The following is a 15679-nucleotide window of genomic DNA, read 5'->3' as shown; positions in this document are numbered from 1 at the left end:
TATCAATTTTATTGATTAAGGAGTAACTGTTGTTGCGTTATCAAATGTTCCATCAGCACCTGTATCTACATCATTATCAACTGTTACAGTGAAAGTTTTAGTGTCTGTAGCGGCACCTTTAGTAATAGTTGCAGTTAATACTACTGGATGACAGTTGCAGTACGAGCTGGAGTAGTATATGTTCCAGATGTAATAGAACCAAGTTACGTTAGCACCACTTTGAGTTGCTGGTAATGCAATTGTTGAAGTAGCTGCAGCTGGTGTTACCACAGTACCTGTTAATGCCAAAGCGCCTTTAGCGTGAAATCGTGACTTCTTGGTTTAATTTTTCTCCAGTAGCATTGATTGTTACTGATAATGGTAATTTAACTTGAGTTTCACCTGTTGCGTAAGTATATGAAGTCGCAGCAGAAGCTGTATTTACATCTAAGATGCCATCTCCATTAACGTCTGCATTTAATACATCATTTGTAGATGAAACAGTGTAATCAGTTCCATTTGTTAAACGAACTTTGCTTCCATCGTTTAATACTCCATAAACTTTAACAGTTTTGTCATATGCAAGAGCATATCTTTATTCAAATCAGCATCACTATTAGATGAGTCAAAAAGCGGAGCGGAAGTAAACAAGATTTCAATTTTTGTTACTTTTTCATCTTCAACAGTTACAGAGCCAGTCAACGCAGGATTTGTTCCTTGTGCAACAGTTACTGTGTAATCACCTTTAGTGAACTTGCTTGTTAACTCAACAGTTGCAGATTTCTTATCGTCGCTAATAGTTACTTTCGCAACGTTGGCTTTCATAGTGCCTTTTTTAACAGAGAAGTCTGCTTCTGTTACAGTTACAGCTTTGCTAAAAGTTACTTTAAGTGATTTAGCAGTAATCGCACTTACATCCCATTAACACATTACTATATTTATAAGATATACCCCATTGGTTACAAGGTTTTTATCTGCCATGTTTACTCTTAGGTTAAATAATAGAATGACTTAATTTGGGCTGTGAAAATAAAAGAGAAAACAAGCAAGTAAAAACTAAGATGTTACAACTCTACGGGAAGAATCCTTTTTCTCCTCAAGGAAAAAAATCAAGAGACTCCCAGGTCTAACTGAGAATCCCTTAATTTATCTAGCTTTTAATGTAGAGTCCATAGCGAAAGTTTGTTCTTGATTTTGAGGTGTTGCTTTTACAGTGGGTATTTCAATTCTTTGCGTTATTCTTTCACTTTTTAAGGTTTTTTGCCATTCCGATTTGAGTAATCTCGTCTCTGCCATTTGATGTAAATGCTGCATTAAATCTTTTTTTGCAGCTGGGAATCTATTTAAATCAATTTCCTTTAGGTTTTCAACATTATTTACAGCGAGCATTTGAGGATATCTTGTTCCGCTCCCTTAATTAATATCAAATCTGTATTCCTCTCTTTCTAACAAATAAAGGGCCTTATAATAGGCTCTTTATTTATCCTCTTATGGTAAAATATAACTAGTAGATAAGGGGGATATAGAGTTGAGAGCATTGTGGGATTGGATAATGTTTTTTTTCGGTTTAATTTTATTTCTTATTTGTATTGGCATTTTGGGATATATTTTCGGCAGTATAGCAGGTGAGTTTTTAGGTTTTGGAAAAGATCTTTCATTTAAGGTGAAATCGCATTATATAACAAGTAATGCAAGAGTAATCGAATTAGAGATAGAAAATTCCTCTCAATGGTGGCAAGAGTATAATTTTTTTGGTGGTGACATCTCGGTAGATGGAAGTGAGTTTTCCTTACTTAACTCTTCAGGTGATGAATTAACACCGGATGGAAGATCGGAAATTAATGCTGAGGATATAAGGTCTGGGAGGCATAAAACAGTTAGTCTTGTATTTATTAACCCGGACGAACAAATAGAAAATTATGATAGACTTGATTTTTATCTTAAAAGAGAAAGAATTGAAAAAGAAATTAAACTTCCTGAAGCTGAATACGTAAAAAGTAATTTAGAACAACTTTGGGATTTGTTTTTTAATAAAGATAAAGAAACCAGTGAATTAAAAAAACAACTTCTTGAAAAAGAAAAAACAACGCCCGGACCTGCAAGGCAAACGGACAAGATAGCTGATAGTAACTCTAAACAAACAACGCAAACAAATTGGAGGAATTATGAAGGGAATTGGGGAGAAACTAATATTGTAGAAAAAGGCGGCTCCTCTGTTACGCTTCACTTTACATCTAACAATATAGCTGAACTGCAACTCATTACTGCTCAAAGCCCTCCATCAAGTCGAATTGCAGATGTTGAAACTAATCTTGAGTTCAATAATGATGGTATAGCATCCTTCCAATTTGCTGAGGATGGATGGGGTGGACAAGGGCAAGGAACTGTAACCTTACAAAACAATAGTGTTAGTGTTGAGGTGAAATATAATTCAAAAGCTGATGATTGGAATTTATATGAGGGAAATATGATATTTGGAAGAAACACTGTCGATTTAAAATAAAAGGTCTTTTTTGTAATTCTAACGAAAATTATTAAAAGAACCTTTTAATTTGGCCTTTCTTTGGCTGCTTATATCCCACCTCATCAGGCAAAATCATGTTAATTCGCGGATACGATGAAGTTCAATAGTTTTTCATAAAACTCCGCTGCCTAAATGAATAAAAGGAGAACTGCAAGCATTTATTATTGGGTTCTCTCGATTCTAATCTGTCTGTAATGTGGTGACTCTCTCCTAAGAACAGTACAAATATGACGATAGTGTGGTAAGTTGAGTTCTTTTGCTGCTTCCATTGAAGAGATAGATAGCCCAGTTGGCGAATTTCATCACGCAAACGCTCTCCATTAAATACATTGTCTTCCATCATACGCCTCTGTAAGTATTCTTTATAAGGATCGAGCTTCGAAGAAGCAGTTGCAGAGTGGATGTATTTTCTAACGGTTTCCCGATCCATCTGCAGCTCCCTTGAGATATCTGATATGATCATTCCTTTATTGTACATCTCTTTAATCATAAAAAAGCCCCCTCTAATTATCATGAACCATGGCTCCTCTCAAACCTATGGTTCTATTTTAGATGGGGAATTTTATTCCGGCTATATTGGGGATTTTAACATCGGCTTTAACATTCAGAGGCTGACAAACGTTATAGACATCCTGCATAGTGACTAGGGTGCTCCATACACTTTGTATGCTATTCAGGAAAGGCAAAAAAAAGGCATCATCACAAGCATATCGAGAAAATGCCTTCAAGAATTCAGTTGGTCGTTACATATATAAATAAGGAGGAAATGCCGCTGTTTTTATGTCTATGTTTTCTCCTTTTTTCAAATAGCTAATATACCAATCATAAGTTTCATGTATTGAATTTAAAACTTCTGAAATATTCAACTCAGGCTGCCTTTTAAGGTAATGTATAATAGTCCCTATTAGGGAATTGACATATTTATTTAAGCGGATTGTAAAGATATCTACATTAAATAATATATTATTACCTGAGTGCACTAATTTGTTTCTTACTCTATATATCCGAGTTAAATCGTGTTCAATAACTTCATTTAAAATTTCAATATGATCCGCAATTTGACTTATTTTAGTTAATGTTTCCCTTGCTAGTGCTATTTCCCGACTCAAAACCACCTCTTGTACTAAACTAATAAACTCTTTATTTTTTCCTCATCACTTAAAAAATCTATTAAATCATTTTTCTCATACTTCTCTTCTTCTTTTGAGCAACTTTTAAGTAATTCTTCTATTATTGGTACTCCAGAATGAATTTTACTTCTTTAAATAATTTTATCCCATAAAATATTCATGTTGTCTTTAACGTAATACATACATATTACTTTAGGATAATCAACTAAGCGCGTATGTGATATTACTGCACCTAATTTTTATAAGAAGAAAAAAACCCAAAGACAATTGTCTTTGGGGTTTTTTCAGGAAAGGGGTGCCAAATTAAGATTATAATTAATCCTTAATTCAGCACAGCCTTTCTCACGTGTAAAAAAAGAGCTCTTTGAAGAATAAATTCTCTCAAAGAGCTCTCCAGTTATTCTAGGTGATTATTTAACTAAAGTAACTGTGATGGAAACAGGAGCAGCTAACAAGTCAGCATTTACAGTTGTGCTAGAATCCTTAGTTACAACAGCTGGAAGGACAATAGTTACACTTCCGGATTTGGAATCATCAACCAAGGAAAGTGTGCCTGAGCTGTTAGAAACATTGTTTAGGTTTGTTACAACTGGTGTTCCTGCATCTACAGTAAGACCATTCTTCAATACATCAAGTCCAGCAGCAAAATCATATCCCATAGTCTTACCAGCTTGGTCTTGAATAGTTAGTACAGGATTAAGAATATATTTATTGTTAGTACTGTTTAATTTACCAAACAATAGTTCTTCAACCGTTACAGAAGTACTACCTGTAGCAAGGCTAGACAAATCGATTGTACGGTTTGCAGCATTAACTACAGCCTTAGATGCTACAGAATCAGTATTCTTATAGGCAACATCTAAAGTATCAACAGTAACTCCACCTACAGTTGCTGTAACTTTTAATGAACCAGAATTAACAAGTTTAAGAACAGCATCAGATGCAAAATCAATTGTAGCTGATGCGTCTCCAGCAGAGTAAGCTACGGCGTTAAAGAAATCTTGGTCTTTGGAATTAGAAGCAGTGAATGTTAATCTTGCATCAGTACCATTTAACTCTTCAGTACCAATAACATTCCCGTTTTTATCCAATTGTTTAAGTACTAGAATTACTGCATCATCAACATCTGCGTGAGTTTCATTTGTGTCATCGTCAGCATCAAGTACAGTATTTTCAGAAGTTACGTCTAATTCATACTTTGCAACTTCAGTACCAAAATCAGTTGCTGTTACAGCGATTGATTTTGTAAATACAACTTTACCAGTAGTATCTTTAAATTCTACTGTTACTGTTGTAGAACCTTTAATAGCATTTAAGGCAGGTTTAGAAATAGTAACGGTACCATCGGCAGCTACCGTTGCTTCTGCAACACGGGTGTTACCAGACTTAACACTTAAATTACTACAGCGTCAGTATCATTAGTTGTGCTTGTAGTATTATCTGGGAAAGCAATAACATCACCATACTGGTCTTTCAAAGTAACAGCTGCATCTTCTGAAGTTTTAGTTCCATTTGCAGCAGTGAGTTGCATCAGCAATCTTTTCGTTAGCAGTCACTTCAAAAGTTACAGTAGTTTCAAAGCTTCCAACTTTAATTTTAGCTTGAGCTTTTCCAGCAGCAATTGTCTTAACAACGAACTTTCCTCCATCAACAGTTACATTGGCAACTTGGAGTTAAGTTAGTAATTTTGAAGTTGGTTTCGTCTACAGTAGTAGTAGAAGCGTCATCTTCAATTGGAGAAAGAAGAACGATATTGCCTTCAACATCCTTAGCAAAAAGGTTCAAAGTTTTTCCAGTTGCATTTACTTTAAGTGAAGTAACTACATCGTTGCTTGCTTTCAAGTCTTCATAATCAGCAACTTCTGTAGAAGCATTTAAATCACCAAGATGAATTCCTTCAAAAGAAGAAACTTCTAGTTCTGGAGCTACAGTTACTTTAACTGCACCAGTTGTAGCCAATACTTCAGAACCGTCTTTTACCTTAACTTCTACATAGAAGGATTTTTCTGATGAAGTAGAAACATCACCATCTGAATCCACAGCAGCTGAATCAGTAGAAGAAACTTCAATATCTAATGCGCATTATCTAGTACTAGACCATTTTCGTCTTTAACAACAACTGAATCTAAGATGTTATCTCCATCATAGAATCTTGTTTGGGATAAAGAAACAGATTTAGCTGCAATTTCATATGTGAATTCAACAGAAGCTGCTTCTGTCATTTCTACACCTGTAGCATTGACTTTCAATACTTCTTTTGTTAATAAAGATACTTACAACGGCACAGGTGAAGGGGAAAGGGAAAAAGATTCGATATTTATGAATCTGAAAGGTCGCCGTCTTCTACCCAAAGGAATCTATGAAATGATTACAAGATTCGGGAGAGATCGCGCACTTATTCTAAGGTCAATCGTCTTCGCTTTTTTATCTACTGAAAAGTCGTTCAACCATTTTAGAACATCCTCAGAAGTTAGAGTATCTAAAGGAATAGAACACTCACAAAAAAACCGTTCTAATATCCAAAGATATTTTGTTTTGGTGGCTTCTGCTTTATTCGCAAGTTTTAAACTTAACAAGTATTCATTTAAGATCCTTCTGGTTTCTATAGATATGTTTTCATTGGAACTTTCCCAATATTTCCTTATCTTCCATCTATTTATATATTTATTTTTCTATTGGATTCGGGAAAATCAATCTTAGTAAACTTATTTAGCCTTTTCAAAGGCTATCCGATTCGTGTGATAAATTTTATAAATATAAAAAAAGAAGAGGATTATTGGGATACCAGATCAATAATCCTCTTCGATATATAGTAGTAGGGTGACCTCAAACTAATTATTTAACGCATATAAAAAAGAAGAATCTGAAAGTAGATTCTCCTTTTTTTATAAGAACAATTTTTTTATTAATGAGCAGTATGGTTGATAACAACTTTTACCCAAGCATTGTTGGTCTTCTGTACGAAGAAAGTATAAGCGCCTGTAGCTTTATCAGCCTTAAAGCTTAAACGAGCACTTGCAGCATCATCATCTGTTGGTACAGAAACGAATGAACCATCAGGTAATTTAGCTAGGATTTCATTTGTAGCAGATTCAGTTAAGCTAACTGGATTTCCAGCTGCATCAACAAATGCATAACGGTCCCAACCAGTGTAACCAGCTTCGTCAGTTTTTAAAACTGCTGCACCAGTAATTACAGGAGTAACTGCTGAATTGAATTCTACTACTGTGTTTCCAGCTAAGTCTGCAACATTTTTGATTGTTACAGTCGGAGTAGTTTCTACAGTTCCTTCAACTCCTGTTTTCGGAGATACTGTTAACTTTATTACAGCATCATTTCCAGCAGCTTCTGCTTTTGTTACATCAAATCCTTCAACAGTTGCAAAGTTGCCAGCTGAAGTAGATGCAGCAAATGCTTCAATGTTTTCAGACATTGTTACATAAACATGGTCAATGATACCATCGTTGCCAGTTTCATCAGTTGCAACAATGTTTTTAGCATTTGCTGTAGAAGCATTTGCATCATGGTCAAATGTAGCGACAACTGGAGCCACTGCATCAGTTGGAGTTACAGCAGAGAATCCTACTTTGATTCCTTGTAAGTTCTCAGCAGTTACGCCAGTAGCTGCTGTCTTTACAGTTGGAACTGCATTAGTTGCTACTGGTGTACCAAGTGTTAGAACAATTGTCGTTTTTCCATTTTCAGTTCTGTCAGAAATGCTTGCAACTGTGTTGCCTGTTACTTCAAAGTCAGAAGCTTTGTAGTTACGAATTGTTTCATCAAACTTAAGTTCAATCTTATCTGTAGCAACGACTTTAGCTCCACCAGTTGCTGAAGGACGTACAGTTGATACTGCTCCAGGAACAGTAACTGTAGTGGTTTGTCTAGCTACATAGTTACCAGCTGTGTCTTTCACACGACCTACAGAGAATGTATCTGTGCCAGCAGAACTTAATGCTGTAAATCCAGTTACATTTGTAAAATCAACAATTACTGCTTTGTTATTATCTACAGCTGTAAGTGTTGTACCTGTTGGTAATGCTGCACCGTTAAAGAAGTAGTTGGTTTTATCAGTGATAGAAGCCGCATCCATTGCTTCAGAGAAAAGAATTTTAGCTTTAGTATCACTAATACGCTGTGAAGCACTTGTAACAAGTGGAGCTTTTTTGTCAGCAACAGTTACAGATTTAACAACTTCTACCAATTTGTTTTCGTTAGTATCAACTACACCGTTCTTAACTTTAAGAGTGTACGCTCCACCCTCTAATTGAGAAGTTAGGTTAATATCGTAAGATTTAGTTTTTCCATCTACAGGAGTTACACTTGCAATAGATACAAGGTTACCATCTGCATCTTTAAGTTCGTAGTTAGATTTTGTAGTAGCGTTGTTAACTAATTCGCTGTAAGTTACGCGTAAAGTATCAGCATCTACAGTTTCAATTTCATCTGAAAGTGTAGGAGCAGTTCTGTCAACTGCAGCAGTTAAAGCAAACTCAGTAGCTGCTAATTTATTGCCCCAAGCATCTTCAATCTTAGTTCCAGTTTCACTACCATAAGATAAGAATAACTTGTTAGCACCTTCTGGAAGTGGTGTGCTGAAAGTTAAAGTGATTTCTTTTGCATCAGCAGATACTTCTACAGAACCTTTATATGCAGATGAACCTTTAACTGTATGATAGAACTCAACGTTAGAGTTGTTAGCATTTACAAGTGGCTCGTCTGATACTAACACAACTTTCTTGTCAGTTGCAGACTTAACTGTTAATACAGGAGCTGCAACATCGTTAGCAAATGCGAATTCTTTTTCTACTTTATCAACTGAGAAGTTTGCATAGTCTTTACCACCAGAAACCTCAACTTTGTGGTTTCCAACAGATGGCTGAGAACCTAAAGTTAATGTGATTTCTTTAGAACCTGCAACAAAATCAGTTGTAACAACTGTGTTTGTACCTCCATCAAATTTAAATGTTGGTACTGCAGATAAAGGCTCAGAGAACTGTACAGTTACCTTTTTAGGTCCAGCAACTTTAACTCCAAGCACTTGAGGAGGAGCAACGTCGATAAATTTAACAGTTTTAGTGTCTTTAGCCACTACTTTACCAGAAGCAGATTTAACATTTTCAATTGATAAGTCTGTAACTTGTTGTTGTGTTGCACCTGAAACGGTTAAAGTAACAGTTTTACCATCTACATCCGCATCAGTTACAGTTACTCCGCTAGCAGTTGCAAATGTATAGTTACTTGTAGTTCCAGCAGTCGTTGAATCAACATCCTGGTTGAAAGTAACAACTACTTCTTTAAGGTTAATCGCACTTACAGACTCAACTAGAAATATAAAAAAACGCCATCAATCCATATATATCAAGGATTGATGGCGTTTTATTTTTTTAATTTAGTTTGGGTAAAACCAGAATTCTAGACAACTCATCTTTTAAACGAGACAATTTTAAAACAAATTCAATATAAATAATACCATAAATCCCAATATACTTCGACAATAACCTACACCCTTTTCACTTAATAGCTTGTCAAAAAAAACAATATAACATACCTGGATTTCACCTATTTGTTTAAATTAAAAATAAGGTACGTATATGACTTCCTTGTGATAGACATTAAAAAAGAAAACCATTCAAATCAGTAAAATATTTTTTCTCTAATAATTTGCCTATTGTCTAGTTTTACGTTCTTCTTTTAACAATTGTAAAGAAGCTCTTTTAAAATTACGTCCGTATAATAATTAAAAAGGACCCTGATAACAGGATCCTTCTTAAAAAAAGTAATATTAACGTAGTAATTGAAGAACACCTTGCGGTTGTTGGTTGGCTTGCTTTGCCACTGTTCCTTTCGGATACAGAATAGACTATATCTTCACCCTTATTATAAGGGGCTGGGCACTTCGAACAGCATTATACTGTCCTACGAGATTCATAGTCATAGCTTTTGCCTTAGACCGTGTTCTCTAGTCGTTGAACCTTCTCCAGAGTTTCTTCACAGGAGCTTGGCTGCTGATTATCCATTGTTTTATCTTCATCATTTTCAAACCCTTACGCTTACCGTTTCCAGTTACGCTGTGGTTGATGAAGCTTTAGGAAGTTCCAGCAATTCACCCAGTTATACTCCAGTTCGTTGCCAAACTGGACGCCCTTCTAATCATTACTTCAAGAGTTGTAAAACCCCTTGAGGCATTTGATTGGATTGAGCCAGCATTGCTTGTGCTGCTTGAGAAAGAATAGAATTCTTAGTTTGGTTCATCATTTCTTTCGCCATCGTGCGAACATTTACTTTCATAAATGACCAGACTATATCTTCACCCTCTAAACTTCAGTAGGGGTCGGGCACTTCGGATCTACAATGCTGAACTGACATTGTGTCACCTACGGATTTCATCATCATAGCTTTCGCCTTAGATGGTATATCCTAGTCGTTGAACCTTCTCCACTCTTTCGAGACAGGAGCTTGGCTGCTGATTGCCCAATCTTTTCTTTTTTTAAGCCTTCACGGTTGTCGTTTCCAACTACGTTGTGGCAAGAAAAGCTTAAGGGGTTTCCAGCAATTCACCCGATTATAATCACTGGCCGTTACCAGCCAGGACGACTGTACTTGTCACTGCTTAGGCAGCTAAAGTATAATCTACGTCACGAACACGTGATTCTGCAGCAGTTAAGTTTTCAGAAGATGTTCCAAGGTTATTAATTGTGTGCTCTAATCGGTTTTGGAACGCACCAAGCTTAGAGCGTTCGCCTGAAACTAATTGAATTGCTTTATCAAGTGTCTTGATAGCATTATTAGCTCCATCTTGAGTTTGAAGATTAATATCTTTTACAAGTCCTACTGTTGAATCACCAAGGGTTTTAGTACTCATTTCATTAATATCAATTGACATGTTTTGATCTTTATTAGCACCAATTTGTAGGGTTGCTCCACTATTTGACACAGTTAGAGTTGCACTACCAGTTCCAGAAGCTAGAGTAGCAGTTAGTTGAGAACCTCTATAGCTCACTGCTTGTCCATTTCCTGTGATTGTTTCAGCAACATCATTTTCATCTGTAATAGTGACTACTGCATCATCACCACCGGATATAGCACCACCAAATTCAGCAGCATCCGCTCCACCTAAAACTAATTTAGCATCTGAACCAAATGCCTCAGTTGATAAACTAATAGCATCACTACTATTTGAAGCAGTTACACCAGTTTGAGCTGAGTATGAATTGATTTTTGTAACAATTGCATCTGCATCATCAGTGTCAGCCATATCACTAAAGTCAATTGCAACACCATTTATTGTTAACTCTAATCCGGTTAAACCATTATCAGATCCATCAAAAGTTGTAGAACCATCATCTGCTGTTTTTACAGTAGCTGCAGTTGAAACTGCTACTGTGTAATCACCCTTTTTTAATCCTGAAGCTGTTTCTAATTTTACTACAGAATTGTCAGAAGATGAGCCAACTGCTCCCAGACTACCATTTAATAGTTTTTGAGTATTAAATTCGGTAGTATCAGAAATACGGTTAATTTCTGATTTTAATTGTTCAACTTCTTTTTGAATTTCTTTACGATCATCCAGTGTGTTAGTATCGTTTGATGACTGAACTGAAAGTTCCCTCATGCGTTGCAGGATGTCATGAGTCTCGTTCAATGCACCTTCAGCTGTTTGAATCATAGAGATACCGTCTTGAGCATTACGTGAAGCTTGATCCAATCCACGGATTTGCCCGCGCATTTTTTCAGAGATTGCAAGACCTGCTGCATCGTCACCAGCACGATTAATACGAAGTCCTGATGATAATTTCTCCATTGACTTTGACTGTGCTTCAGAAGCACCGTTCAGTTGGCGGTACGTGTTAAGTGCCGCAATGTTGTGATTGATTCTCATTAGAATCTACCTCCATGTTTTGTTTTTTTGGGATCCACATCCATATGTACCCATTTATCAATAATTCCCTATTCGGGATTATCGCCAAGTAATTCTTCCCTAACAATACTTACTTCTTTTGGTGCGTCGATTTTTAACCGAAGCATGTTATCATCTGTTTTAATAACTGTAACTTTAATATTGTCATTAATGATTATACTTTCCCCAGGTTTTCTTCCCACGACTAATGCCATGTAAATCATCCTCCTTGATGTATTCATAGTTAATATCGGACAAGCATGTTACAAAGTTTAGTCCACTTTCAATTTTTTATTAGAACTTATCAAACTAAAAATTAACCAAGATTATTTTTTTAAATAACCATTTAAATATTTAAGAATTGTTGAGGAGCTTGCTTAATTTGTTTTGTTAATTAATAAGACGGAAAAACGTGTCGTTTTTCCGTCCTGCTTTTTATTTTAGGGACTTATTGGACAGCCCCTTCCTTTAGACTGTAAACCCCACTTCAAAAAGAATGATTTCACATCCATTGGTCATACATTTCTTTTTGAGCTTTTTGATGCAAACGAGCATATATTTGGGTAGTTTGAAAATCTGTATGGCCTAGTAAAACTTGAATACACGACAATGACATTCCTTTCATCGCCAAATTTGCCGCAAAAGTATGACGTAATGTATGTGCTGTCAAATAAAAATCTAGGTTTTCCCTAAAGGTTCTAAACCAATGTACAATTGAATATCTAGAGAATGGCTCTGTACCATTACGATTCAAAAAAACAAAAGGTAAATCATCATTACGACTTCCCAAATATACTTTTAAATGTTCAGCGCACTCTTTTGTAAAAAAAACCAGACGTTCTTTTTCGCCTTTTCCCATCGGAATCCTAATTTTCCGTTCAGGCCAATTAATATCCTTAAGTTTCATGCTGGTTAGTTCACTTACTCGAACCCCCGTCGAATACAGGACTTCTACAACCGCCCTTTGTTTCAAGTTCCCTTTACAAAGGTCCCTCAGTCGCAACAATTGCTCGGAAGTTAAATAATAAGGAAGCTTCCTTTCTTCTTTAGGATATGGAACACCTTCAATAGGATTATCCTTAATAAACCCTTCCTCAACACAATAATAATAAAACAAACGCAAACCCTTAACTTTATTTATTATTGTGCCTACCTTCAAACCATTTTCTCCTAAATAAATGAGCCAATGTCGGATTTCAACAGAAGATATCTCGTTAAAAGGTTTTTCATAAAATGTCAATAGTTGTTTGATTGTCGTTTCATATCCCTCCATCGTTCGTTTTGCAAAACGAGTTTTATGATCTTGGAGAAATTGATGTATGCATCCTTCTGATAAATGCATGAATTTACCCTCCCCTAACCCATAAATTTTCTATATAGAAGTAAAATCAGGTGGTTGGGAATCCTTGCATAGATTTGAGTAGTACTTAAACTAGCATGGCCCAACTCATCACTAATAAAGGAAAGCTCTGCTCCTTTGGACAATAGTTCAGTTGCGAAGGTATGTCGATAGCGATGTGGATGCAAATTTGAGTCTAAACCTGCCTTTCTTCCGAGTCTGGTTAACATCGTTTGTAACCCATTAATACTAAGACGCTGCCCTGTCCATCTTGTCACAATGAGCGGTGAGGAAAAATTTAAAATATGACGTGTACCCAAATACTTCTCAAGGAGTACTGCACATCTCTCCGAAAAATGGATAGAACGTATCTTTTTTCCTTTACCCAAAACTCTCGCCGTGCGATTTTCTAAATCTACGTCTTCAAGATTTAACCGGTGTAGTTCACCAACCCGGCACCCTGAAGATAACAAAAATTCAACTATGAATTGGTCACGGATTGATAATTGCTCGCTCACTTGCCGAACTTTGGCAACTTCATCTTTTTCAAGATACTTCGGAAGAGATTGCGGTAGCCGAGGGAACCATCTTCTTTTGATTGGGGATTTCTCCATTAAAGATTCCTGGACACAAAAGCTATAAAACGATGAAAGGACAGCTAAAACTGACTTGTAGCTCGTTTTTTTTAAATGGCTTTTATTTTTCTGAAGCCAATCTAAAATTTGTTCAGACGAAATAGATGAATATGCATCTTCCATATCCCTAAAAAAATTTTCTAGACTTCGTCTATAGTTAATAATTGTCACATCGCTACGGTTTGCTAATTTTAGATGCATTAAAAAGTTCTCAACTCCTTTTTGATTTTCTTTATTAGGTAGATCCATGGTTAGTTTCCAATATGGTTCCAAAACAATTCCTCCTTTAATTTTACATACATATAAAGCCTGATCTTATAGAATTTCCGGGTTATAAATAGGGTTTTATTTCATCCATGAAAACGGTCATATATTTTTTTACGGGCGTGTTCCATTAACCGGGTATAAATACGGGTGCTGTTAATATCTGCATGGCCAAGCAATTCTTGAATGTAGCTTTGCGGCATGCTTTTTTCAGCAAGGTGTGCTGCAAACGTATGACGCATGGTATGAGGAACCACCCTAAATCCCAATTCTTTTGAAAATATTTGAAACCGCTGTTCAACAAAAGTTCGGCTTAAGCACCCTCCTCTATTGTTAGGAAACAAATAGATACTCTTACGCTTTTGCTGCTGGATATAAGCTTTTAGCCTTTCAGAACAGTCATGCGTAAAAAATACGAACCGTTCTTTGTTTCCTTTTCCTTTACGTATCCATATTTGCCGTGTATCCCACTTGATGTCCTCATGCCGGATTTGCAAAAGTTCACTAATCCTCACACCAGTTGCAAACAAAGCTTCAACAATGGCTCGATCCCGTGGATTTTCCTTTGTCAGCTCTTTCAGAAGTTCGACCTGCCGTTTGCTAAGGTAGTAAGGAAGAGAATCATCCTTTTGAGGTGTTTGAACGCTAACCGCAGGATTCTTTTTAATGATATTTTCTTCAAGACAATATCGATAAAAAGACTTAACGGCACTCAATTTCAAATGGATTGTTCGAGGTTTCAGGCCTTGTTCTTCCAAAGAAGCGAGCCAAGCTCGAATATCCATTGCTTTTATCTCCTCGTATTTTTTTTCATCACAATAAGAGAAGAATTGAGTAAGTGCTATTTTGTAACTCCTTATGGTTTCTGGGCTGAAACGAACTTGATGATCATCAAAGAAATTCTGTTGAATTTCAAGTTTCATAAACTCACCAACCTATCCCATTTTATTTTGATAAGCTATCATCATATCTTCTGTAGGAACCCGCGCATAAACTCGAGTCGTATTTATGTTGGCATGCCCCATTTCATCGGCGATAAATTCAATCTCAGCTCCCCTTGCCATCATGTTTGTCGCAAATGTATGGCGAAAACAATGGGGATGTAAGGATAGTTCTATCTTTTTTCCAAATCTACTAATCATTTCATAGATTCCTTTGGATTGAAGACGAAGACCCTTTGGAGTTACAAATAAAGCATCCGTTTCTTGAAAGGAACGTGATTTTAAATATTCATTTAAAACCATTGAACATTCTTCCGAAAAATGGACTTTTCGAATTTTACCGCCTTTTCCTTTCACTTCAGCAGTCCGCTTGTTAACGTCCACATCTTGAATGTTTAAGTTCGATACTTCGGTCTTCCGGCATCCTGAAGACAGGAAAAACAATACAATGGCTCGATTTCGAAGAGAAAGATCTTCCGCAGCCAATTTGACCCGAGCATATTCTTCCTGACTTAAATACTTAGGAAGTGCTTGCGGAATTTTTGGCCGCCATCTCTTTTTCATAACCTGATTTTCCATGTGATCTTCCTCTATACAAAAATTAAAGAAAGAAGTAAAACAGGAATGAAAGAGATCGAGCGTTTTACTTTTTTTACCGGGTGAATAGTCATTGAACCATTGCAGAACGTCATCTGAAGTAAGATCTGCCAATGGAGTACGACACTCCATTAGGAAGCGTTCCAATACCCAGCAGTATTTTGTAATTGTTGCTTCCGCTTTATTAGCAAGTTTTAAACTAAGCAAGTATTCGTTTAAAACTTTTTTAGTTTGAAGCAGAATAGCCTCGTTGGTGCTTTGCCAATATTTTTGTGAAGAAGCCAACTCATTAACCTCCTTTCCTTCGTTCTCAGCTTCCAACATCGATATGATGGCTCTATTGTTAACAGAAAAAAACGTTTTAATCACG

The 15679-nt window shown here is 36.2% G+C and carries 17 protein-coding genes and 1 pseudogene; 3 read left to right on the top strand and 15 right to left on the bottom strand.

Annotation, left to right across the window (positions count from 1 at the left end; genetic code table 11):
- Positions 1–15: 15 nt before the first annotated feature.
- From OKX00_RS03620 to OKX00_RS03610, 3 genes are all read right to left on the bottom strand, one after another.
- Entirely contained in the window at positions 16–288 is a 273-nt protein-coding gene (locus tag OKX00_RS03620) for an immunoglobulin-like domain-containing protein (RefSeq protein ID WP_265409459.1), read from the bottom strand.
- 237 nt (positions 289–525) lie between these two features.
- A complete protein-coding gene (locus OKX00_RS03615) occupies positions 526–804 on the bottom strand; it encodes a hypothetical protein (protein WP_265409458.1) in 279 nt (92 codons plus the stop codon).
- A gap of 321 nt (positions 805–1125) precedes the next feature.
- Entirely contained in the window at positions 1126–1368 is a 243-nt protein-coding gene (locus OKX00_RS03610; RefSeq protein ID WP_265409457.1) for a hypothetical protein, read from the bottom strand.
- Between the two features lie 139 nt (positions 1369–1507).
- Between OKX00_RS03610 and OKX00_RS03605 the strand changes: the two genes are divergently transcribed.
- A complete protein-coding gene (locus tag OKX00_RS03605) occupies positions 1508–2482 on the top strand; it encodes a hypothetical protein (protein WP_265409456.1) in 975 nt (324 codons plus the stop codon).
- A 301-nt stretch (positions 2483–2783) separates the two neighbouring features.
- Here OKX00_RS03605 and OKX00_RS03600 read toward each other — a convergent pair.
- The 3 genes and pseudogenes from OKX00_RS03600 to OKX00_RS03590 form a co-directional block, all read right to left on the bottom strand.
- A pseudogene (locus OKX00_RS03600) lies at positions 2784–3017 on the bottom strand (IS21 family transposase); the annotation flags it as partial.
- 229 nt (positions 3018–3246) lie between these two features.
- Positions 3247–3612 (bottom strand): hypothetical protein, encoded by a 366-nt coding sequence (locus tag OKX00_RS03595; protein WP_265409455.1) that lies wholly within the window; start codon positions 3610–3612, stop codon positions 3247–3249.
- 431 nt (positions 3613–4043) lie between these two features.
- Positions 4044–4724: a hypothetical protein gene (locus OKX00_RS03590; RefSeq protein ID WP_265409454.1), complete on the bottom strand. Its 681-nt coding sequence runs from the start codon at positions 4722–4724 to the stop codon at positions 4044–4046.
- A gap of 52 nt (positions 4725–4776) precedes the next feature.
- Between OKX00_RS03590 and OKX00_RS03585 the strand changes: the two genes are divergently transcribed.
- Positions 4777–5055 carry a hypothetical protein gene (locus OKX00_RS03585; RefSeq protein ID WP_265409453.1) on the top strand — a complete coding sequence of 93 codons (279 nt, stop codon included), beginning with the start codon at positions 4777–4779 and terminating at the stop codon, positions 5053–5055.
- Positions 5056–5280: 225 nt separating this feature from the next.
- Here the strand turns inward: OKX00_RS03585 and OKX00_RS03580 are convergent, their stop codons facing one another.
- On the bottom strand, positions 5281–5673 hold the full coding sequence (locus OKX00_RS03580; protein ID WP_265409452.1) for a hypothetical protein: 393 nt from the start codon (positions 5671–5673) through the stop codon (positions 5281–5283).
- Between the two features lie 153 nt (positions 5674–5826).
- On the opposite strand from OKX00_RS03580, the gene OKX00_RS03575 reads away from it, so the two are divergent.
- Complete coding sequence (locus OKX00_RS03575; RefSeq protein WP_265409451.1) at positions 5827–6333, top strand: hypothetical protein; 507 nt, start codon at positions 5827–5829, stop codon at positions 6331–6333.
- Between the two features lie 205 nt (positions 6334–6538).
- Here the strand turns inward: OKX00_RS03575 and OKX00_RS03570 are convergent, their stop codons facing one another.
- The 8 genes from OKX00_RS03570 to OKX00_RS03530 form a co-directional block, all read right to left on the bottom strand.
- A complete protein-coding gene (locus OKX00_RS03570) occupies positions 6539–8725 on the bottom strand; it encodes a hypothetical protein (protein ID WP_265409450.1) in 2187 nt (728 codons plus the stop codon).
- 1064 nt (positions 8726–9789) lie between these two features.
- A complete protein-coding gene (locus tag OKX00_RS03565) occupies positions 9790–9888 on the bottom strand; it encodes a flagellin (protein ID WP_416054327.1) in 99 nt (32 codons plus the stop codon).
- Positions 9889–10246: 358 nt separating this feature from the next.
- Positions 10247–11515 (bottom strand): flagellin N-terminal helical domain-containing protein, encoded by a 1269-nt coding sequence (locus OKX00_RS23195; RefSeq protein WP_322114345.1) that lies wholly within the window; start codon positions 11513–11515, stop codon positions 10247–10249.
- Positions 11516–11583: 68 nt separating this feature from the next.
- On the bottom strand, positions 11584–11748 hold the full coding sequence (locus OKX00_RS03550) for a carbon storage regulator (RefSeq protein ID WP_265409449.1): 165 nt from the start codon (positions 11746–11748) through the stop codon (positions 11584–11586).
- 287 nt (positions 11749–12035) lie between these two features.
- A complete protein-coding gene (locus OKX00_RS03545; protein ID WP_265409448.1) occupies positions 12036–12875 on the bottom strand; it encodes a tyrosine-type recombinase/integrase in 840 nt (279 codons plus the stop codon).
- A gap of 14 nt (positions 12876–12889) precedes the next feature.
- Entirely contained in the window at positions 12890–13780 is an 891-nt protein-coding gene (gene xerA, locus OKX00_RS03540; RefSeq protein ID WP_265409447.1) for a site-specific tyrosine recombinase/integron integrase, read from the bottom strand.
- Positions 13781–13857: 77 nt separating this feature from the next.
- A complete protein-coding gene (gene xerA / locus OKX00_RS03535; protein WP_265409446.1) occupies positions 13858–14694 on the bottom strand; it encodes a site-specific tyrosine recombinase/integron integrase in 837 nt (278 codons plus the stop codon).
- A gap of 12 nt (positions 14695–14706) precedes the next feature.
- The gene (locus tag OKX00_RS03530; protein ID WP_265409445.1) at positions 14707–15594 is read right to left on the bottom strand and encodes a tyrosine-type recombinase/integrase; all 888 of its coding nucleotides are present in this window, start codon (positions 15592–15594) and stop codon (positions 14707–14709) included.
- Between the last annotated feature and the right edge of the window lie 85 nt (positions 15595–15679).

The sequence above is a fragment of the Fictibacillus sp. KU28468 genome (assembly GCF_026153615.1).
In the GTDB taxonomy this organism is placed as follows: domain Bacteria; phylum Bacillota; class Bacilli; order Bacillales; family Fictibacillaceae; genus Fictibacillus_C; species Fictibacillus_C marinisediminis.
This window is presented reverse-complemented; position numbering and strand designations above follow the sequence as displayed.